Origin of the sequence: Microbacterium sp. lyk4-40-TSB-66 (assembly GCF_030209475.1) — a bacterium.
In the GTDB taxonomy this organism is placed as follows: Bacteria; Actinomycetota; Actinomycetes; order Actinomycetales; family Microbacteriaceae; genus Microbacterium.
Window position 1 is genome coordinate 379,899 of the sequence record NZ_JARVRW010000002.1, and the last position, 19,156, is coordinate 399,054.

Consider the following 19,156-nt stretch of genomic DNA (forward strand, 5'->3'; position numbering starts at 1 on the left):
GGGAGACGATCGATCCGCGGGGCTTTACAGCGGGTCGTTACTGCGTGACGTCGGCACCGAAGTACTTCTGGCTGATCTCCGCGAGCGTGCCATCGGCGCGAAGCTCGTCGAGTGCGCCGTCGACGGCCTGCGCGAGGGCGTCCTGGCCCTTCTTGAAGGCGAACGCGCTCTCCGAGGTGTCCTCGGTCTCGGCGGCGATCTTCAGGCCCGTGGGGCTGTTCGTCTTCTCGTAGTCGAGGTAGGTGAGCTGGTCGTTGACCGTGGCGTCCACGCGACCCTGCTTGAGAAGGGCGACGGCCTGGGCCCAGCCCTCGACGGCCTCGACCTGGGCGCCGCTCTGGGTGGCCAGCTCGTACCAGTTGCTCGTGAGCGACTGCGCGGTCGTCTTTCCCGACAGATCGGCGAAGCTCGAGATCGAGTCGTCGGTGTCGGCGGTGACGACGACACCGCGGGACACCGTGTACGGGGCGCTGAAGGTGTACTTCTCTTCACGCTCGGGGTTGATCGACACCTGGTTGGCGATGACGTCGAAGCGTCCCGCGTCGAGGCCGGCGAAGATGGCATCCCACTGGGTCTCCTGGAACGTGACCTGGAGGCCGAGCTTGTCGCCGACCGCCTGTGCGATCTCGACGTCGAAGCCGGTGAGGTCGCCCGCGCCCTCGTGGAACGAGAACGGGCGGTAGGTGCCCTCGGTGGCGACGGTCAAGGTGCCGTCGGAGACGAGACCGTATTCGGATCCCGCTCCCGGGGCGGCCTCGGAGGTCGCACCGCCGCTGCAGGCGGTCAGCGCGAGGGCGCTCAGGCCCAGGGTGGCGGCGAGGACGGTCAGACGGCGACGGGGCATAGCTGTTCCAGACATGGTGATGGGGGTGGCGCGATCGGCGCCCTCAAGCAGAACACGCTCGCGCGTCCGTCTCTTCCCCGATGACGCTGTGTTGCACGTTCGTGCGTGTCGGGGGGCGGCGGTCGAGACCGACGACGCCGGAACGGGCACGGACGGATGGAGGGTGGCGGGCGACGCGCGGTCCAGACCGACGACGCCGGAACGGGCACGGACGGGCGGGCGACCGGGGTGCCGCGGGGTCGACCGGGCACGCGAAAGCCCCGCCGGCACGAGGCGCGGCGGGGCTTCCGGATGACGACAGACGTCAGGCGATGACGTTGACGTCGAGCGGGATGCCGGGACCGAAGGTGGTCGAGACGGCGCCCTTCTGGATGTAACGGCCCTTCGAGCTCGAGGGCTTCAGGCGGACGATCTCTTCGAGAGCGACCTTCAGGTTCTCGTCGAGCTGCTCGGCCGAGAACGACGCCTTGCCGACGACGAAGTGCACGTTGGCGTGCTTGTCGACGCGGAACTCGATCTTTCCGCCCTTGATCTCCTCGACGGCCTTGGCCGGGTTGGGGGTCACGGTGCCGGTCTTCGGGTTCGGCATGAGGCCGCGGGGTCCGAGGACCTTACCGAGGCGACCGACCTGGCCCATGAGCTCGGGGGTCGCCACGGCGGCGTCGAACGACGTGTAACCGGCGGCGACCTTCTCGATGAGGTCGGTGCCACCGACCTCGTCGGCGCCGGCGGCCAGAGCCGCCTCGGCCGCGGGGCCGTTGGCGAAGACGATGACGCGCGCGGTCTTGCCCGTGCCGTGGGGCAGGATGACCGTGCCGCGGACCATCTGGTCTGCCTTACGGGGGTCGACCGAGAGCTTCAGCGCGACCTCGACGGTCGAGTCGAACTTCTTCGAGCCGGTCTCCTTCGCGAGGGCGACGGCCTCAGTCGGGGTGTAGAACGTGTCGGCCGCGATCTTCTCAGCAGCGGCGCGGAATGCCTTGGACTTGGTAGCCATTGTTATCTCCCTCAGTCCTCGACCGTGATGCCCATGGAACGGGCGGTGCCGGCGATGATCTTCGAGGCAGCCTCGATGTCGTTCGCGTTCAGGTCGGGCTGCTTCGTGGTGGCGATCTCGCGGACCTGGTCCTTGGTGAGCTTGCCCACCTTGACCGTGTGGGGCGTGGACGAGCCCTTGGCAAGGCCAGCCGCCTTCTTGATGAGCTCCGCAGCGGGCGGGGTCTTCAGGATGAAGGTGAAGCTGCGGTCTTCGTAGACCGTGATCTCAACGGGGATGACGTTGCCGCGCTGGGCTTCGGTCGCCGCGTTGTAGGCCTTGCAGAACTCCATGATGTTGACGCCGTGCTGACCGAGCGCCGGACCGATCGGCGGCGCGGGGTTGGCCGCGCCCGCCTTGATCTGGAGCTTGATCAGGCCGGTCACCTTTTTCTTGGGTGCCATATCCTTTTCCTCTCTCGAGCGGGGGCCTCGCGGCTCCCTCTCTCCCGCACACCCGGCGGTTCCGGGCAGCGGTCGTCACGTGCTGTCGCACGCAACCTCCCCATCATACGCGACGTCGCATCCATCGGCATCCATCGTTCGCGTCGCTTCCGCCGCCCCGCCCGCTCGCCCCACCTCCCCCGCAGCGCCCTCCCCGCCGGCCGGGCCCTGCGCCGCGCTCCCCCACCGGCCCGCTCCGCCGCTTGCTTCCCCACCGCGCCGCTCCCCCGCCGGCCCGCTCCGCCCCTCGCTCCTCCAGCGGCCCGCTCCGCCGCTTGCTTCCCCACCGCGCCGCTCCTCCGCCGGCCCGCTCCGCCCCTCTCTCCCCCACCGGCCCGCTCCGCTCCGCCCGCAGTCCCCCGCCCCTCCGCGCTCCCCCAGCGGCCCGCTCCACGGCCACGTGTCGCGGCATCCGCACGGCATCCGGCATCCGGTTTCGTCGCGCCACTGCCGGTCTCCTCACGCATAAACACGATCCGTGCGCAGAAACACGACGACGACGTGTTTCCCCGCACGAACAGTGTTTATGCGTCAGCACCAGGGGACTTATCCACAGGACGCGCATCCCACTCCGGCAAAGCTGCCATCCTCCACCGCATGGATGTCGTACCTCGATCACTGCGCGCATCGCCGACACCGCTGGTGCTCGCTACGCGTGTGTCGTTCTCCGAACCGCCGCCGTCGCGCGACGGGCGGCTGGTGCGCGTCCGTCCTGGGGTCTACACGGCACGCGTCCGATGGGAGGGGCTTTCCCCGTGGGAGCGTTACCTGGTCCGCGTCCACGCGTTCGCCACGGCACGACGCGACGCCGTTTTCTCGCACGAGTCGGCTGCCGCACTCCTCGGTCTACCGACGTTCGGGCATCCGCGGCTGATCCACATCTTCGACGGGCGCCGCGCACGCTCGGCCAAGTACGGCGACGTCGCCGTGCACACGAGCGCGGACCGACGCGCGACGCTGGAGACGGCCGGCATCCGGACGACACCGGTCGAGGACGTCGTCGTCGACCTCGCCCGCGCCCTCCCTCCCGCATTGGGGCTCGCCGTCGCCGACGCGGCGTCGCGCTCCTTCGGCTTGTTCGGGGTGGATCTCCTCGAGCGAGGCTCCGTTCAACGCAACACGTTCGGCCTTCGACGCATGGAGTGGGTGCTGAATCGTGCGACGCCGCTTTCGGAATCCCCCGCGGAGTCGATCAGCCGGGTCGTCATCGAGTGGTGCGGATTCCCCAATCCGGCGCTTCAAACGGAGCATGAGATCGACGGTCGTGTCTATAGATCCGACTTCTGTTGGCCCGAGCGCAAGGTCATCGGCGAATCGGACGGATGGGTCAAGTACCAGGGAGACGGCGCGGGTGAGGCCCTCCGCGCCGAGAAGCGCCGCGAAGACGCTCTCCGCCGAGCCGGCTGGCGCATCGCCCGGTGGGACTACGCGGGGGCTACCGGCGTCGAGGGGCTGAGGTCCGCCCTTCTCGCCGCGGGGCTCACCCCCGTGCGGCGCGCCGAGGCGGCGGCGCTGACATCCGTCGGTCACAATCCGCGCTCGTTGTGACGCGCGGACGGCAGCCGCGTTGACGAACTCGCATCACCGCAATGTCCCGCGTAGGCGCGGTCAGGGCACGGCCGCCGCGGGCGAACGCTCGGTCGCGCCGATGCCGCGGATTACGGGCCGATGCCCTGCCCTACGTTGCCATGCGGCGCCTTCCCCCTGGGCATAAACACGTTTCGTGCGGATAAACACGGCGACAGCATGTTTCCGCGCACGGATCATGTTTATGCGTGGATGCCGCGGGCGAACGCACCCCGCATGGGTTGCTGGGAGCCGCGGGCGAACGCACCCCGCATGGCCGCGGCGAACGCAAGCGGCGTGGCCGCCGCCGGCGAACGCGGGGGTACCGCAATCCGAGGGGCCACATCGTCTCTGGCCGGGTAAGCACGGCGCCTGAGCCGACGGCATAAACACAATCCGTGCGGATAAACACGGCGACAGCGTGTTTCCGCGCACGGATCTTGTTTATGCGTGGACACCGCGGCCGAAAGCACCCCGCATCGGTACCCCACCTCGACGGGCGACCTCGTCCCCGCCCGCCGAGCGCGGCGCCCGGGCCAACGGCATAAACACGTTTCGTGCGGATAAACACGGCGACAGCATGTTTCCGCACACGGATCGTGTTTATGCGTGGATGCCGCGGGCAAACGCACCCGTGTGGCCGCCGCCGGCGAACGCACCCCGCATGGCCGCCGCCGGCGAACGCACCCGCGTGGGTACCGCGCTCCGACGGGCCACATCGTCCCTGGCCGGGTAAGCGCGGCGCCTGAGCCAACGGCATAAACACGATCCGTGCGGATAAACACGGCGACAGCGTGTTTCCGCGCACGGATCGTGTTTATGCGTGGGGATCGCGGGCGCGCTGCTCGCTGACGCCGCTCAGCGACCGGAACGAGCGCCGACAACCGGGCGAGCGACAGACGACCGGCGAGCGCCGACAACCGGGCGAACGACAGACGACCGGCGAGCAACAGACGACCGGCGAGCGACGGACGACCGGACGACCGACAGGCGACAACGACGGGCGACAACGATGGGCGCCAACGACGAACGCCCCGCCGGCGAGAGCCGGGCGGGGCGTTCGGGAGACGCGCGGGGCGTCAGACCATCTTGGTGACCTGGTCGAACGAGAGCTCGACGGGGGTCTCGCGCTCGAAGAGCGACACGAGCACGGTGAGTTTGCCGCTCTCGGGCTTGATCTCGCTGATCGTGCCGGGAAGACCCGCGAACGAGCCCTCCTTGATCGTGATCGTCTCGCCGGTCTCGAAGTCGACCTCGGCGGGGATGACGCGCTGGGCCGTCGCCGAGCCCTTGGCGGCGCCGGCCTTGGTGGGAGCGGACTCCTTGACCTCGACCAGGCTCTTCAGCATGTTGAACGCCTCGTCGAAACGCAGCGGCGTGGGGTTGTGGGCGTTGCCCACGAAGCCGGTCACGCCGGGGGTGTGACGCACGACCGACCAGGTGTCTTCGTTGAGGTCCATGCGCACCAGCACGTAGCCGGGGATGCGCACGCGGTTGACCATCTTGCGCTGGCCGTTCTTGATCTCGACGACGTCCTCCATGGGGACCTCGACCTGGTAGATGTCGTCCTCGACCTCGAGCGTCGACTTGCGCTGCTCGATGTTGGCCTTCACCTTGCGCTCGAACCCCGCGTAGGAGTGGATGACGTACCACTTGCCCGGGAGCGACCGCAGTTCGGTGCGGTAGGCCTCGTACGGGTCGGCGTCCTCGTCGTCGGCCTCGAGGTCCTCGGAGTGGAGGTCGGTGGGCGCGTCGGCGGCGGACTCGCCGGCCTCGACCTCGTCGACCACGCCGGCTGCGGCGGAGACCTCGTCGACGAAGTCCTCGTCGAGCACGGGCTCGTCGGGCTCGCCGTTGACGTCGGGGCCGTCGTAGGGGGTGACCTCGTCGGCTGCTTCCGCGGCCTCTTCGGCCTGCTCCTCGGCGAGGGAGTCGTTCAGGACCTCGGCGGCGGCCTCGGCCTCGCTGGTCTCGTCGATCTCGAGAGCGTCGTTCACGATCGCGTCCGCCTCCGGGTCGGTGATGTCGATGTCGCTGAGGTCGGCGTCGTCGACCTCGTCTTCGTCTTCCACGATGTGCACGGCGGAGTGCTCGGCCGAGTCGGAGGCGCGCTCCTGGGACTCGAGCACGTTGCCCTCCTGGGCTTCGTCGTCCTCGCTGGACTGCTCGGCTGCCGTCGCCCAATCGGCGTCGTCGACATATCTTTCAGACACTGTGATCTCTTCCGTTCAGAGGCGGCCGCTCTTGGCGCCGCACGTCCGCACGAACGCCGGTCAGGCGCCGGCGGTACCGGGGACGCCGAAGACGGCGGTGGTGATCCACACGAACAGCACGTCGAGGCCATAGACGATCGCCATCATGACGACGACGAAACCGAGGACCACGGCGGTGAACTTCAGCAGCTCCTGCCGCGTCGGCGTGACGACCTTGCGGAGTTCTGCGAAGACCTGACGGATGAAGAGGGCGATCCGCGCGAAGAAGTTCAGCTTCTTCTCGCGGGGGGCGCCGCGCTCGGCGACGATCTCGCCGCTCGCCTCGTCCTGCGTCATCGAACCACCTTGGTCTGTGTCTGTGCCAGCGTGCGCTGTGCGCAGGGCGGACAGGAATCGAACCTGCAACCTGCGGTTTTGGAGACCGCTGCTCTGCCAATTGAGCTACCGCCCTAAGATCCCGAGGGATCCAGGAAACGAAACCGGCGCACTTCCGCCTGGAATCTCTCGGGGGAGGATGCCGCGTACCCGAGGGCACGGCGAAAGAATGCAGATTTCGACTGCACTTCCCAGTCTATGCCATGTGCCCCGACCTGGCGAACCGAGCCACCCATCGAAGGGGCGGAGAGGGCGCTCGGATGCCGCCCGCCCGGCACGCCGAGCGTCCCCGACCCCGCAAACCGGGCCGGGGACGTTCTGCCGGTCACACCGTGCGGATGAGCTTCTTGTTGACGAACTCGTCGGCCGCCAGCAGACCCATCTCGCGCGAGGTGCCGCTGCGCTTGACGCCGCCGAACGGGAGCTCGGGCGAGTCGGCGAGCACGACGTTCACGTAGACCATGCCGGCCTCGATCCGGTCGGCGATGCGCTGCGCCTGCTCGGCATCCGTGGTGAAGACGTAGGAGCCCAGCCCGTAGCCGGTGCCGTTGGCGATCTCGATCGCCTCCTCTTCGTCGGCGACCCGGTAGACGGTGCCGACGGGGCCGAAGAACTCCTCGCCGTACGCGTCCATGTCGGGCGTGATGCCCGTCAGCACGGTGCCGGGGTAGAACGCCCCGTCGCGCGTACCGCCGACCTCCACCGTCGCGCCCTGGGCGACCGCGCGCTGCACCTGCTCGTCGAGGCGCTCGGCGGCCGCGAGCGACGACAGCGGACCGAGCACGGTGTCGTCGGCGAACGGGTCGCCGACCTTCGCCTCGCCGAGCGCGGCCGAGAACTTCTCGACGAACGCGTCGTACAGGTCGTCGATCACGATGAAGCGCTTGGCGGCGTTGCACGACTGGCCGTTGTTGTCGAGGCGCGCGTCGACGGCGGCCTGCACGGCGGCATCCAGGTCGTCCGTGGACAGCAGGATGAACGGGTCGGAGCCGCCGAGTTCCAGCGCCACCTTCTTGAGGTTGCGGCCGGCGATCTCGGCGACGGCGGCACCGGCGCGCTCCGAGCCGGTGACCGACACGCCCTGCACGCGCGGGTCGGCGATGATAGTCGCCGCCTGGTCGTTGGTCGCCCGGATGTTGACGTACGCGCCGTCGGGCAGCCCCGCGTCGCGGTAGATCGCCTGCAGCGCCTCCGCCGACTCGGGGCACTGGGGGGCGTGCTTGAGCAGGATCGTGTTGCCGACCGCGAGGTTCGGGGCCGCGAAACGGGCGACCTGGTAGTACGGGAAATTCCACGGCATGATGCCCAGCAGCACGCCCAGCGGCGAGCGGCGGATCACCGCCGACCCCTCGCCCAGGATGTCGAGCGGGGTGTCCCCGGTGATCTTGTCGATCACGTCGGCGTAGTACTCGGTGATGTCGGCGGCGAAGTCGACCTCGCCCAGGGCCGCCTCGAGCGGCTTGCCCATCTCGCGCACGATGATCGCGGCGAGGTCGTCACGGCGCTCGCGGTGCAGCTCGGCCACACGGCGGAGCGCCTCGGCCCGCTGGGCCGGAGCGGTCCGAGACCAGGTGCGGTATCCCTCGTGGGCGGATGCCAGGGCGTCCTCGACTCCGGCGTCGGTCAGCGTGTCGTATTCGGCGAGGGTCTCCCCCGTGGCGGGGTTGACGACGGCGTAGTCGCTCATGGTGCTCCTTGTCGTTTCGATGTCAGGACGTACGGCGGCGGCGGGCACTGGCGGGTGCCTCCCGACCCAGGGTCTCACCGCGGAAGAAGGCGGGGCTCGCCACGCGCTGCAGCACCATCAGCACGATGCCGGTGACGATGATGACGACGGTGATGACGAAGACCAGTCCGACGCCGCCGATGTTCGACCCCGACCCGTACTCGGGGTCGGCGCTGTCGATCAGGGTCGTGACGAACAGCACGGCCAGGATGGCGCCTCCCACGAGCGGGGCGAGCAGGGTGAGCAGCACATTGCGGGCGGAGTCGAACCACTGCTTGCGGAAGTACCAGACGCACGCGAACGCCGTCAGGCCGTAGTAGAAGCAGATCATCGCGCCCAGCGCCGTGATGGTGTCGGTCAGCACGTTCTCGCTCAGCACGCGCATGATCGCGTAGAAGGCCGAGGCGACGATGGCCGACACGATCGTGGCGTAGCCGGGGGTGAAGAACCGCGGGCTCACCTTCGCGAACTTCTTCGGCAGGGCGTCGTAGTGCGCCATGGCCAGCAGGGTCCGCGCCGGCCCCACGAAAGTGGCCTGGAGCGAGGATGCCGAGCTGGTGAGGACGGCGAGGGACACGAGGAACGCGAGGGGGCCGAGGATGGGACCGGAGAGGTGGAAGAAGACGTTCTCCTGGATGTCCTCGTTGCCGAGTCCGAGCTCGCCGGTGCCGTTGCCCGCGAACATCAGCAGCGCGACCGCGATGAACAGGTACAGCGCCACGATGAGGAACACCGTGACGGTGGCGGCGCGACCCGGTGTCTTGTCGGGGTCCTTCGTCTCCTCGTTCATGGTGAGGATGACGTCCCACCCCCAGAAGATGAAGATCGACAGCGACAGGCCCGCGGCGAACGAGCTGAACGACTCCACCTCGAACGGGTTGAACCACGACGCCTGCACGGGGCTCGCATCGAAGGCGTTGCCGCTCATCATCTCGACCACGGCGGCGCCGGCGAAGACGAGCAGCACGAGGATCTGGAAGCCGACCAGGCCGTACTGCAGGCGCTGCGTCGTCTGCAGGTCGCGGTACGACACCACCGTCGCCAGGAACATGAACAGCAGGCACACCGCGATATTGATCGGCACGACCCGCGTGAGTTCGGCGATCTCCGCGTTGCCGCTGATCTGCGCGATGAGGAGGAAGAGGAAGTCCACCGCGATACCGGCGAGGTTCGACAGCACGATCACGGTGGCGGCGACCAGGCCCCAGCCCGCCATCCAGCCCACCCAGGGGCCGAAGGCCCGCGCCGCCCAGGTGAACGAGGTCCCGGCATCCGGCATCCGGGAATTCAGTTCGCGGTAGCCGAGCGCCACCAGCAGCATCGGGATGAAGCCGACGAGGATGATCGCCGGCACCTGGAACCCGACGGCCGAGACCGTGGGGCCGAGGGCGCCGGTCAGCGTGTACGCCGGGGCGATGGTGGAGATGCCGATGACGACGGCGCCGATCATGCCGATCGAGCCGACGCGAAGGCCCTTGTTGGAGATGCCGGTGGTGACGGCGCTGTCGGGCGCCGGGCTTGCGTGAGTCATGACGAGGCCTCCGAGGTGCGGGGCACCACGATCATCGGGACGGGCAGGGCGCGCAGGATCCGCCCCGCGGTGGAGCCGAGGAACAGGCGACGGGGCTGGGCGAGGCGGCTCGATCCGACCAGTGCGATCTCGCCGGGCTGCCACTCGATGTGCGAGACGGCGTCCTCGATGTCGCTGCCCGTGCCGACGACGGCCTCGGCCGGCACTTCGGGGGGAAGCGTCGCGCGCGCAGCGTCCAGCACGCTCGCGGCGTGCGTCTGGCCGGTGAGGCGGGTGAGGCCGGCATCGACGCGGTTCGGCAGGTCGACGCCGGCGAGGGAGAGCAGCCGGAGCGGCGCGTGGGTGCGACGCGAGACGGTCGCGGCGGTGTGGAGGAGCACGCCGGCGCCCGGGCGGGTGCCGATCGCGGCGGTGACCCGCGGAAGGCCGACGCCCGGGTCGATCCCGCGCGCCCCTTCCTGCGCGAGCGCGACGGGGACCGGAGCGGAGTGCACCAGCTCCTCGGCGGTGGTGCCGAGGCGGTGACGACCGCGCGGGCCTCCCCCGCCGGTGCCGACCACGATGACGCCGGCGTCGAACTCCTCCGCGGCGGCGACGAGACCGTCCGAGACGGCGGAAGCGTGTCGGACGTGACCCCGGATGCCGGGGAACGACGCGAGCGCGTCGCGCAGCCACCCGCGGGCGGTGTCTTCCACGAGACGCTCGTACGACGCATCGGTCGGGATCGAGACGTTGCCCTCGGCCGAGGGAAGCACGACGACGGCGTGCACGGGGGCGTCGAGCGCCGCGCCCAGGCGCGCCCCGAGCGCGAGGGCGTCCGCGCCCGCGTCGGTGGCCGCGTAGCCGACGACGACGCGGTCGCCGCTCATCCGCGCGTCCGCTCGAGGATCTCGTCGGCGGCGCGGTGTCCCTGCCGGATCGCCCCGTCGACGTGCTGGTAACCCGCCCCGGCCATGTCGCTGCACGCGAGGTGGATCGGGCCCACGGGCCGGCGCTGGTCGGCGCCGTAACGGTGCAGGCCTCCGAGGTCGAAGCTCGCCGCGTACGCGCCGCGGGTCCACTCCTCGGTGCCCCAGTCGCTCTCGTAGTAGACGACGGGTGCCTTCGCGGCGGGCCCGTAGTAGTGCGACAGGGACTCGAGGATGCGTTCCTTGCGCTCCTCCGCGCTCAGGCGGAACAGGTCGTCGGCGTTCTGGTCGGACACGAAGCCGACCAGGGTGCCCCGCTCATCTCCGTGGTTGGTGTTGTCGTAGGCCTCGTGGCACAGCTCGTAGGGGCTGAATGCCGTACCCGACAGTCCCTGCTCGCGCCAGAACGGCGTCTCGTACACCGCGTGCACCTTGATGACGAAGCCCATCGAGATGTGCTGGTGCATCTGGTGCTGCAGGCGCGGCATCGGCGGCTCGAACGAGATGCGCGAGTACAGCACGGGGGCCAGGGCGAGGATGGCGAAGCGTGCGCGCACGGTGACGCCCTCGGCGATCACCGTGACGCCGTCGGAGGAGGATGCCGCGGCCTCGACGCGGGCGGTCAGCGCGCGGAGGTCCGCGACCCGCCGGCCCGTGTCGGCCGGGCGATCCGGCGTGGCCGACTCGGCACCCCACACGATGCGGCGCACCGGCTGGTTCAGGAAGACGTCGTCGCCGAGACGCTCGGCGAGCAGCTCGGGCACCTGCTGGAGGCCGCCGGCGACGCGCTTGTCGAGGATGAAGTCGGCGTCGACGAGGTGCGAGTACGACCCCGCGGATGCCGCCATGAGCAGCGACTGCAGCAGCGAGAAGGTGTGCGTGGGCTTGGTGAGCATCGCCGAGCCCGTGGCGAACGCGAGGTTGCGCACGGCCTCGTCGTCATCGGTCTGCTGGCGGAGCCATGCGTCCCACGAGACCTTGTCCCACTCGGCGGCGCGGGGGTGCTCCCACGGCTTGTCGGGGTCGATCTCGGCCACCATGGCATCCAGCCGCGCGGTGATCTCGTCGATGATCCGCTCGGTCGACTCCGCCACCGGGAACATCTCCCCCGTGAAGCGCTTCGCCTCGCCGTCGGCGCCGACGTAGACGCTGTCGCCCTCGCGATAGCGGCTGTAGGTCGACAGGCCCAGGTCGGCGACGGTGTCGATGAGCGCCTGCTGGTCGGGAGACACCCACTGCCCACCGAGCTCGAGCATCGCCCCCTCGATCACGTCGGTCCACAGACGCCCGCCGACACGGTCGCGCGCCTCGAGGACGGCGACCGAGAGGCCTGCCTTGCGCAGTTTGTTGGCGGCGGTGAGTCCGGCGGCGCCGGCTCCGATGACGACCACATCGCGGGTGATCTCGTCCATGGGCTCTTCTTCCTTCTCGTTCACGTCTGTGTGTTCTGCGGGGCCGATCGGGGTCGGCGGGGCCCTCGTCCCGACGGCGGTGGGTCCGCCGCCGGGACGGTCGTCAGCTGCGGGCGAGCGCTGCCGCCACGACGTCGAGGCCCTCGTTCAGCAACTCGTCGCCGATCGACAGCGGGGGCAGGAACCGGATGACGTTGCCGTAGGTGCCGCAGGTGAGGACGATGACGCCCTCCGCGATCGACGCCTTCGCGACGGCGGCGGTCAGGGCCGCGTCGGGCGCGCCGGTAGTGGGTTCGACGAACTCGGCGGCGATCATCGCGCCGTGGCCGCGCACGTCTCCGATACGGGGGTCGCCCGCCTGCAGGTCGTGGAGCCGGCCCTTCAGCAGGTCGCCGATCTGCTGGGCCCGCTCGATGAGGCCCTCGTTCTCGAACGCGTCGATGGATGCCAGAGCCGCGGCGCACGCCACCGGGTTGCCGCCGTACGTGCCACCGAGGCCGCCCGTGTGAGTGGCATCCATGATCTCGGCTCGCCCCGTCACGGCCGCCAGCGGCAGACCCGCGGCGATGCCCTTGGCGGTGGTGACCAGGTCGGGGACAATGCCGAAGTGCTCGCTGGCGAACATCGCTCCGGTGCGGGCGAAGCCCGACTGCACCTCGTCGGCGATGAAGACGACCCCGTTGTCGCGGCACCAGTCCACGATCGCGTTCAAGAACCCGTCGGCGGGCACGATGAAGCCGCCCTCGCCCTGGATGGGTTCGATGATGACGGCGGCGAGGTTGTCGGCGCCGACCTGCTTCTCGATGAGCGAGATGGCCTTGGCCGCGGCCTCGGGGCCCGACAGGCTGTCGCGGAACGGGTAGGACAGGGGCGCGCGGTAGACCTCCGCCGCAAACGGGCCGAAGCCGCTCTTGTACGGCATGTTCTTCGCGGTCAGCGCCATCGTGAGGTTGGTGCGGCCGTGGTAGGCGTGGTCGAAAGCGACGACGGCCTGACGTCCCGTGTACTTGCGGGCGATCTTCACGGCGTTCTCGACGGCCTCGGCGCCGGAGTTGAACAGCGCGCTCTTCTTGGCGTGGTCCCCCGGCGTCAGGCGGTTCAGCGCCTCGGCGACGGCGACGTAGGAGTCGTAGGGCGAGATCATGAAGCACGTGTGGGTGAAGGCGGCGACCTGCTCCTGCACGGCGGCGACCACGGCGGGATGGGCGTTGCCGACGCTGGTGACGGCGATGCCCGAGCCGAGGTCGATGAGGGAGTTGCCGTCGGCGTCGACGACGACCCCGCCGCCCGCGGCGACCGCGTGGATGGGGACGGTGTGGCCGACACCGGATGCCACAGCCGCGGCCTTGCGATCGAGCAGTTCCTGCGAACGGGGGCCGGGGATGGAGGTGATGAGGCGGCGCTCCTGGGCGAGGGACGGACCGCCGACGGTGGGGAGGGTGTCGAGGCTCATGGCGGCGATGCTACGGACGGCGCGACACGGCCCGCACTCTCCAGGCTGTACAGTCGCTCGCACCGCCGTATACGTCTTGTACAGGAGGAAGCATGGCCGACACCGCGGTCGCCCCACCGAGCCTGCGCGCGCTGCTCGCGCGACGCGACCTGCACCTGCGCCTCGTCGTCGACGAGCACGACCTCGCGCCCGGCAGCATGGACCGACCGGTGCGCTGGGTGCATTCCAGCGACCTGGCCGACCCGACCCCGTTCCTCAGCGAGGGGCTCGTGCTGCTGACCACCGGCACGCAGTTCGCCGACGCCGACGCCGCGGATTACCGCGCCTACGTGGATCGCCTCGTCGCCCGGGGCGTGCGGGCCCTGGGCTTCGGCACGGAGGTCGTGCGCGACGGCATGCCCTCCGGACTGGTGGACGCGTGCACGGCGGCACGACTGCCGTTGTTCGAGGTGCCGTACCGCACGCCGTTCATCGCGGTGGCCCGCGCCGGCGCCGAGGCGATCGCCGCCGATGCCTACGCCCGCCGCAGCTGGTCGCTCGCCGCCCAGCGGGCCGTATCGCTCGCCGCCCTGCGCCCCGACGGTCTCTCGGCCACCCTCGCCGAGCTGTCGCGCCAGCTCGGGTGCTGGGTGGGATTGTTCGATGCCGCGGGGGCCCTCCGCGACGCCCATCCCGAGGGCACCCTGGCCTCGGCGGCGGTGGATGCCGTCGCGGCCGAGGTGACCGCGATGCTGCGCCGGGGAACCCGGGCCGCCGGCGCGATCCGCGTCGCCGACACGTCGGTGACCGTGCAGACGCTCGGTCGCGGCGGGCACCTCCGCGGCGCCCTCGCGATCGAATCCTCCGACCTCGACCACGAAGCGCGCAGCGTCGTGACCGCGGTGGTGGCGATGGCCGCGCTCGCGCTGGAGCAGCAGGACGGTCTCGGCCGGGCGGTCGGTATGTTCCGCGCGGGCCTCGTGCAGGTGTTGCTCGGCGACGACCCCGCGCTCGCGCGCCGCGCCGCGCGTGATCTGCTCGGCCCGCTCCCCGCCCCTCCCGTCGTCGTCGCCCTCACCCCCGCGGCATCCGCCCGCTCCACCGCCCTCACCGAGTGGCTCGAGCGACGCGGGCAGGAGCACCGCGGCGAGGTGTTCTTCGGCCGCGGCGACGACGGCCTCGTCATCGTGGTGCCGGCCGGCGCACGCGGGCTGCTCGCCGAGATCGCCGAACGGTTCGAGACGGTGATCGGGTGCTCTGCCACGACCGGTTACGACGGGTTCTCACGCGCCCTCACCCAGGCGCGCACCGCACGGGATCGGGTGTCCACGCCCGGCGTCGCCGACTTCGCCGACACCGCCCGAGCGGGCCTCATCGCCGCGCTCGGGTCCGAGGCGGCACGGACGGTCGCCGCGGGGAGCCTCGCTCCGCTCCGCCTCCACGACGCCGAGCAGGGTTCCGCGCTCGTCGCCACGCTCGACGCCTGGCTCGCGAACGACTGCTCGCACGAGGCGACGGCGCACGCTCTCGGCATCCACCGCCACACGGTGCGCGCCCGCATCGCCCAGGCCGAACGGGTGTCCGAACGGGATCTGTCGTCGTTCGCCGCCCGCGCGGAGCTGTGGGCGGCGCTGCGGCTGGTCGAGTAGTCGGGCGGGCGGGGCGCCGGGGTAGTGCGCCGCCCGGGGGCTCGTGCACAACGGCGGAACGACCGGCGACGCGCCGACGCCTCGGCATCCCGCATCGGCGTGTCCCGGAAATGCCCCGCCGTTGTGCACCACCGGTGACGCGGCCCCGGCAGCCTCCTCCCCAGGCCCGCGGCATCCACAGATTGGCCCGTACCCTGCACGGGGCCGGTATGCCGCGAGGACTCTGGTGGGATGTGCGAGAGCGGGCATGGCATCCGGACGTTCCGCGACCTTCGTGCCGGCGGCCTGTCGAGGAGTGCCATGGTCGCGGCCACGGGGGCGGGCGACCTGATTCATCTCCGACGCGGTGTCTATGCGACGAGGGGCGCGTGCGCGCCGGTCGTCGTCGCGGCCCGACACGGCGGTGCCGTCGCGTGCGTCACGGCGGCACGGCATCGCGGGCTGTGGGTGCTCGCCGACGCGCAGGAGACGCACGTCTGGATGCGCGGCGGCGGGCACGTGCACGCGCATGACGGGTGCCAGTGCGACGTGCACTGGGACGACGCCGTCGTCGACGCCCCCTTCGCCGTACCGTCCGTCCCGCGGATCCTCCGACAGATCCTGCGGTGTCGTGGTGTGGAGGAATTCTTCGTCGCCGTGGAGTCGGCGCTCCGTCGGCGTATCCTGAGCGCCGCGGGGAGGACGTGGCTGTGGGAACACACGAATGAACTCGGGCGCACCGCGCTCGAGTTCGCCCGAGCAGACGCCGACAGCGGGCTGGAATCCCTCGTGCGATGGCGGTTGCGGCACCGCGTGCTCAGGGTGCGAACGCAGGTGGGGATCGTGTCGGTGGGGCGGGTCGATCTGTTGATCGGAGACGCGCTGATCGTCGAGGTCGACGGCGCGCCGCATCACGATCGACCATCAGATAGACACCGCGATCTCCGGCGGGACGCCCACGCCGCGGCATGGGGCTTCGTCACGCTGCGTTTCGACTACGCGCTCGTCGTCCACGACTGGGAGACCGTCGAGCTCGCCATCCTCGCCCACGTCGACCGCGGCCTGCACCTCGCCCAATGACCCCGCACGCGCGGCCTCCGCTCCCCTGAGCCGGGCCGCCGGGCACAACGGCGGACGAATCTGCCGACACTCCGGCCCACCGGCATCCCGAACGGCGTGTCGCCGAAACGACCCGCCGTCGTGCACCGGAGCTACCCGCCCGGCGACAGACGACCCGGCGGCTGGATCACCCAGCTCTAGGCCCGCGCCGGATCGATCGGCGCGAAACGCCGGAGGCTCTCGCGCGAGGTCAGTCGCGAGGCCGCGAGCGAACCGGCGACGGCGAGGAAGATCGGCACCAACAGGGTGAAACCGGTGTCGGTGAATTCGATGACCAGCGCGATGGCGGTGAAGGGCGCACGCATCGTGGATGCCAGGAAGGCGGCGGCCGCCACGATCGCCAGGGCCGTGCCATCTGCTCCCGGCCAGACGAACGCCCACCCCGCGGCCGCCGCCGCCCCCAGTGCCCCGCCGATCGCGACAGACGGCTGCAGCGTGCCGCCGATGGCTCCGGCACCGAGCGAGACGGTGGTCGCGACGTACTTCATGAGAGCGAGCGCGATGAGCAGGAGCGCGGGCTGCGACAGGTCGAAACCGGCGGCCGCCAAGGCGCGACCGTTGCCGAGGATGAGCGGGAAGGCCGCACCGAGCGCCCCGACGGCCGCGAACGCGACGGGCAGGACAACTAGGAGCCTCCAGCCTTCGGGGCGGAACCGCGCGAGCGTCTTGGTCACGGTGGAGAAGCTCGATGCCCCCCATCCCATCAGCGGCCCGATGAGGATCGCGGCGACGATCAGCGAGGCGTTCACCTCGACGGATGCCACGGAGTACAACGATCCGTCGCCGACGAGCGGTCGGGCGACGAGGGTCGCGATCGAGCTGGCGGCGAGCGCGACCACCGCCGCCCCGACGCTGAACTGCGCGAGCAGGATCTCGATGGCGAAGAGAGCACCGCCGAGGGGCACGTTGTAGACGGCGGCGAGACCGGCCCCGGCGGCCGAGGCGATGAGGATCCGGCACCACCGGGCGTCCAGACGGAACCACCGCACGACCTTGGACCCCGCCATCGCCGCCAGCTCACGGGGCGCGACCTCCTTGCCGATCGACGCCCCCATCGCCACCGACCCCACCTGCAGGACGGTGTCGACGAGGGTCTCCCACCACGGCATCCGTGCCCCGTCGACGCCCTGCTCGACCGTGGCGAGGCGCCGGCCGAACCGACGGAGCAGGTACCACCCGACGGCGGCGACGACACCGGCGCCGCCCACCGTGACCATCGGCAACCACCAGGGGTCGGGGAGGGCGAGACCGTCGAGGAACGGCCCCTCCTCGTGGCCCCACACGAGATGCTCGAGGCTGTGCACGATCCAGACGAGCAGCAGCACGGCCAGACCCGCGCCGACGCCCACCAGGGCCGTTGCGGCGCCGAGCCGGACGAGCGAGCCGAACCCCCGACGTCGGGAGCGGAGGGGCGTGGTGGGCGCTGTCACCCGCTCACGGTAACCGACCCGTGTGTCGCGCTGATGGCGCGCTGACCTGACGGCGTGACGCCCCGGGGGTGGGCTCGGCGATCCGACCCTCGGCGCGCCGGGATGGGAACACTAGGCTCGGGTCCGTGACTTCCCGTGCTCCTCTTTCCCACAAGCTGTCCGCCATCGCCGAGTCCGCGACCCTCAAGGTCGACGCCAAGGCCAAGGCACTCCAGGCCGCCGGTCGCCCGGTGATCTCCTACGCGGCGGGAGAGCCCGATTTCGCGACCCCCTCGTTCATCGTGGATGCTGCCGCCGAGGCGCTGCAGAACCCGGCGAACTACCGCTACACCCCCGCCGCCGGTCTCCCGGTGCTGCGCGAGGCGATCGTGGCCAAGACGCTCCGCGACTCCGGCCTCGAGGTCGCCCCGTCGCAGGTCATCGTGACCAACGGCGGCAAGCAGGCGGTGTACCAGGCGTTCCAGACCGTGGTGAACCCGGGTGACGATGTGCTGCTGCCGGCTCCGTACTGGACGACCTATCCCGAGGCCATCGCGCTGGCGGACGGCACGCCGGTCGAGGTGTTCGCCGGCGCCGACCAGGATTACAAGGTCACCGTCGCCCAGCTCGAAGCGGCCCGCACCGACAAGACGACCGTGCTCGTGTTCGTCTCCCCCTCGAACCCGACCGGCTCGGTGTACACCGCCGAAGAGACCGCAGAGATCGGCCGATGGGCCCTCGAGCACGGCATCTGGGTCATCACCGACGAGATCTACCAGAACCTCACCTACGAGGGCGTCCGCGCCGTGTCGATCGTCGAGGCCGTTCCCGAGCTCGCCGAGCAGACCATCCTGCTGAACGGCGTCGCCAAGACCTACGCCATGACCGGATGGCGCGTGGGCTGGATGGTGGGACCGGCGGATGCCATGAAGCTCGCCGCAAACCTGCAGTCGCATCTGTCGAGCAACGTCAACAACGTCGCCCAGCGTGCCGCGGCGGCAGCCCTGAACGGCCCGCAGGACGAGGTCGAGCAGTTCCGTCTCGCGTTCGACCGCCGCCGCCAGCTGATCGTGTCGGAGCTGTCGAAGATCGACGGCGTCGAGGTGCCGAACCCGCTCGGCGCGTTCTACGTCTACCCCGACGTGCAGGGACTGCTGAACCGCTCATGGGGTGGTGTGACCCCGACGTCGTCGCTGGAGCTCGCCGACCTCATCCTCGAGCAGGCCGAGGTCGCCGTGGTGCCCGGTGAGGCCTTCGGCCCGAGCGGGTACCTGCGCCTGTCGTACGCACTCGGCGACGAGCAGCTGCTCGAGGGCGTGCAGCGCCTCCAGCGCCTGTTCGCCTGAACTCCCCCCTCCCCCCGCCCGTGAGTGGCCGACAATCGGCGACGCCCGCCGATGGAGTAAAGACCAGTCGCGCCGCGCCGAGTTGGAATCGCTCGGCTACCGGATGACCGTGGTGACCGCCCGCGACTTCGACGACACCCCCGCGCTCCTCGCGCGCATTCGCCGTCT

Annotated in this window: 15 protein-coding genes and 1 tRNA gene; 4 read left to right on the top strand and 12 right to left on the bottom strand. The window is 70.5% G+C overall.

Annotated features, from left to right (window positions below; translation table 11 throughout):
* Nucleotides 1–37: 37 nt before the first annotated feature.
* The 3 genes from QRO03_RS03885 to rplK all read right to left on the bottom strand — a co-directional run bounded on the left by QRO03_RS03885 (nucleotide 38) and on the right by rplK (nucleotide 2,284).
* Nucleotides 38–844 (bottom strand): amino acid ABC transporter substrate-binding protein, encoded by an 807-nt coding sequence (locus QRO03_RS03885; protein ID WP_285136206.1) that lies wholly within the window; start codon nucleotides 842–844, stop codon nucleotides 38–40.
* A 304-nt stretch (nucleotides 845–1,148) separates the two neighbouring features.
* Entirely contained in the window at nucleotides 1,149–1,841 is a 693-nt protein-coding gene (gene rplA, locus QRO03_RS03890; protein WP_183420557.1) for a 50S ribosomal protein L1, read from the bottom strand.
* 11 nt (nucleotides 1,842–1,852) lie between these two features.
* Complete coding sequence (gene rplK, locus QRO03_RS03895) at nucleotides 1,853–2,284, bottom strand: 50S ribosomal protein L11 (protein WP_013585556.1); 432 nt, start codon at nucleotides 2,282–2,284, stop codon at nucleotides 1,853–1,855.
* Nucleotides 2,285–3,022: 738 nt separating this feature from the next.
* On the opposite strand from rplK, the gene QRO03_RS03900 reads away from it, so the two are divergent.
* Complete coding sequence (locus tag QRO03_RS03900; protein ID WP_285136207.1) at nucleotides 3,023–3,871, top strand: PDDEXK family nuclease; 849 nt, start codon at nucleotides 3,023–3,025, stop codon at nucleotides 3,869–3,871.
* A gap of 1,097 nt (nucleotides 3,872–4,968) precedes the next feature.
* On the opposite strand, the gene nusG is transcribed toward QRO03_RS03900, so the two are convergent.
* The 8 genes from nusG to gabT all read right to left on the bottom strand — a co-directional run bounded on the left by nusG (nucleotide 4,969) and on the right by gabT (nucleotide 13,507).
* Complete coding sequence (gene nusG / locus QRO03_RS03905; RefSeq protein ID WP_285136208.1) at nucleotides 4,969–6,102, bottom strand: transcription termination/antitermination protein NusG; 1,134 nt, start codon at nucleotides 6,100–6,102, stop codon at nucleotides 4,969–4,971.
* A gap of 60 nt (nucleotides 6,103–6,162) precedes the next feature.
* A complete protein-coding gene (gene secE, locus QRO03_RS03910) occupies nucleotides 6,163–6,438 on the bottom strand; it encodes a preprotein translocase subunit SecE (RefSeq protein ID WP_183420560.1) in 276 nt (91 codons plus the stop codon).
* Between the two features lie 42 nt (nucleotides 6,439–6,480).
* Nucleotides 6,481–6,553: transfer RNA gene (locus tag QRO03_RS03915), tRNA-Trp, on the bottom strand.
* A 249-nt stretch (nucleotides 6,554–6,802) separates the two neighbouring features.
* Nucleotides 6,803–8,164 carry an NAD-dependent succinate-semialdehyde dehydrogenase gene (locus QRO03_RS03920; protein WP_285136209.1) on the bottom strand — a complete coding sequence of 454 codons (1,362 nt, stop codon included), beginning with the start codon at nucleotides 8,162–8,164 and terminating at the stop codon, nucleotides 6,803–6,805.
* A 22-nt stretch (nucleotides 8,165–8,186) separates the two neighbouring features.
* Nucleotides 8,187–9,734 carry an APC family permease gene (locus QRO03_RS03925; protein WP_285136210.1) on the bottom strand — a complete coding sequence of 516 codons (1,548 nt, stop codon included), beginning with the start codon at nucleotides 9,732–9,734 and terminating at the stop codon, nucleotides 8,187–8,189.
* On the bottom strand, nucleotides 9,731–10,603 hold the full coding sequence (locus QRO03_RS03930) for a universal stress protein (protein ID WP_285136211.1): 873 nt from the start codon (nucleotides 10,601–10,603) through the stop codon (nucleotides 9,731–9,733). Before QRO03_RS03930 ends, QRO03_RS03925 begins: the two co-directional genes overlap by 4 nt.
* Nucleotides 10,600–12,054: a flavin monoamine oxidase family protein gene (locus tag QRO03_RS03935; protein WP_285136212.1), complete on the bottom strand. Its 1,455-nt coding sequence runs from the start codon at nucleotides 12,052–12,054 to the stop codon at nucleotides 10,600–10,602. The genes QRO03_RS03930 and QRO03_RS03935 overlap by 4 nt, the downstream gene beginning before the upstream one ends.
* A gap of 103 nt (nucleotides 12,055–12,157) precedes the next feature.
* Entirely contained in the window at nucleotides 12,158–13,507 is a 1,350-nt protein-coding gene (gabT, locus tag QRO03_RS03940) for a 4-aminobutyrate--2-oxoglutarate transaminase (RefSeq protein ID WP_285136213.1), read from the bottom strand.
* A gap of 92 nt (nucleotides 13,508–13,599) precedes the next feature.
* Between gabT and QRO03_RS03945 the strand changes: the two genes are divergently transcribed.
* Both QRO03_RS03945 and QRO03_RS03950 read left to right on the top strand, forming a co-directional pair.
* A complete protein-coding gene (locus QRO03_RS03945) occupies nucleotides 13,600–15,135 on the top strand; it encodes a PucR family transcriptional regulator (protein ID WP_285136214.1) in 1,536 nt (511 codons plus the stop codon).
* Between the two features lie 300 nt (nucleotides 15,136–15,435).
* Nucleotides 15,436–16,194, top strand: coding sequence for an endonuclease domain-containing protein (locus QRO03_RS03950; RefSeq protein ID WP_285136215.1), 759 nt, complete (start codon nucleotides 15,436–15,438; stop codon nucleotides 16,192–16,194).
* Between the two features lie 176 nt (nucleotides 16,195–16,370).
* Here the strand turns inward: QRO03_RS03950 and QRO03_RS03955 are convergent, their stop codons facing one another.
* Nucleotides 16,371–17,663, bottom strand: a complete 1,293-nt coding sequence (locus tag QRO03_RS03955) for a chloride channel protein (protein ID WP_285136216.1) — start codon at nucleotides 17,661–17,663, stop codon at nucleotides 16,371–16,373.
* A 125-nt stretch (nucleotides 17,664–17,788) separates the two neighbouring features.
* Between QRO03_RS03955 and QRO03_RS03960 the strand changes: the two genes are divergently transcribed.
* Complete coding sequence (locus QRO03_RS03960; RefSeq protein ID WP_285136217.1) at nucleotides 17,789–18,988, top strand: pyridoxal phosphate-dependent aminotransferase; 1,200 nt, start codon at nucleotides 17,789–17,791, stop codon at nucleotides 18,986–18,988.
* The last annotated feature ends 168 nt before the right edge of the window (nucleotides 18,989–19,156 follow it).

Bases quoted from the DNA above. Each gene is read 5' to 3' on its own strand.
- QRO03_RS03885 (WP_285136206.1), bottom strand. From the start codon at position 844: ATGCCCCGTCGCCGTCTGACCGTCCTCGCCGCCACCCTGGGCCTGAGC.
- rplA (WP_183420557.1), bottom strand. From the start codon at position 1,841: ATGGCTACCAAGTCCAAGGCATTCCGCGCCGCTGCTGAGAAGATCGCG.
- rplK (WP_013585556.1), bottom strand. From the start codon at position 2,284: ATGGCACCCAAGAAAAAGGTGACCGGCCTGATCAAGCTCCAGATCAAG.
- secE (WP_183420560.1), bottom strand. From the start codon at position 6,438: ATGACGCAGGACGAGGCGAGCGGCGAGATCGTCGCCGAGCGCGGCGCC.
- QRO03_RS03920 (WP_285136209.1), bottom strand. From the start codon at position 8,164: ATGAGCGACTACGCCGTCGTCAACCCCGCCACGGGGGAGACCCTCGCC.
- QRO03_RS03925 (WP_285136210.1), bottom strand. From the start codon at position 9,734: ATGACTCACGCAAGCCCGGCGCCCGACAGCGCCGTCACCACCGGCATC.
- QRO03_RS03930 (WP_285136211.1), bottom strand. From the start codon at position 10,603: ATGAGCGGCGACCGCGTCGTCGTCGGCTACGCGGCCACCGACGCGGGC.
- QRO03_RS03935 (WP_285136212.1), bottom strand. From the start codon at position 12,054: ATGGACGAGATCACCCGCGATGTGGTCGTCATCGGAGCCGGCGCCGCC.
- gabT (WP_285136213.1), bottom strand. From the start codon at position 13,507: ATGAGCCTCGACACCCTCCCCACCGTCGGCGGTCCGTCCCTCGCCCAG.
- QRO03_RS03945 (WP_285136214.1), top strand. From the start codon at position 13,600: ATGGCCGACACCGCGGTCGCCCCACCGAGCCTGCGCGCGCTGCTCGCG.
- QRO03_RS03950 (WP_285136215.1), top strand. From the start codon at position 15,436: ATGGTCGCGGCCACGGGGGCGGGCGACCTGATTCATCTCCGACGCGGT.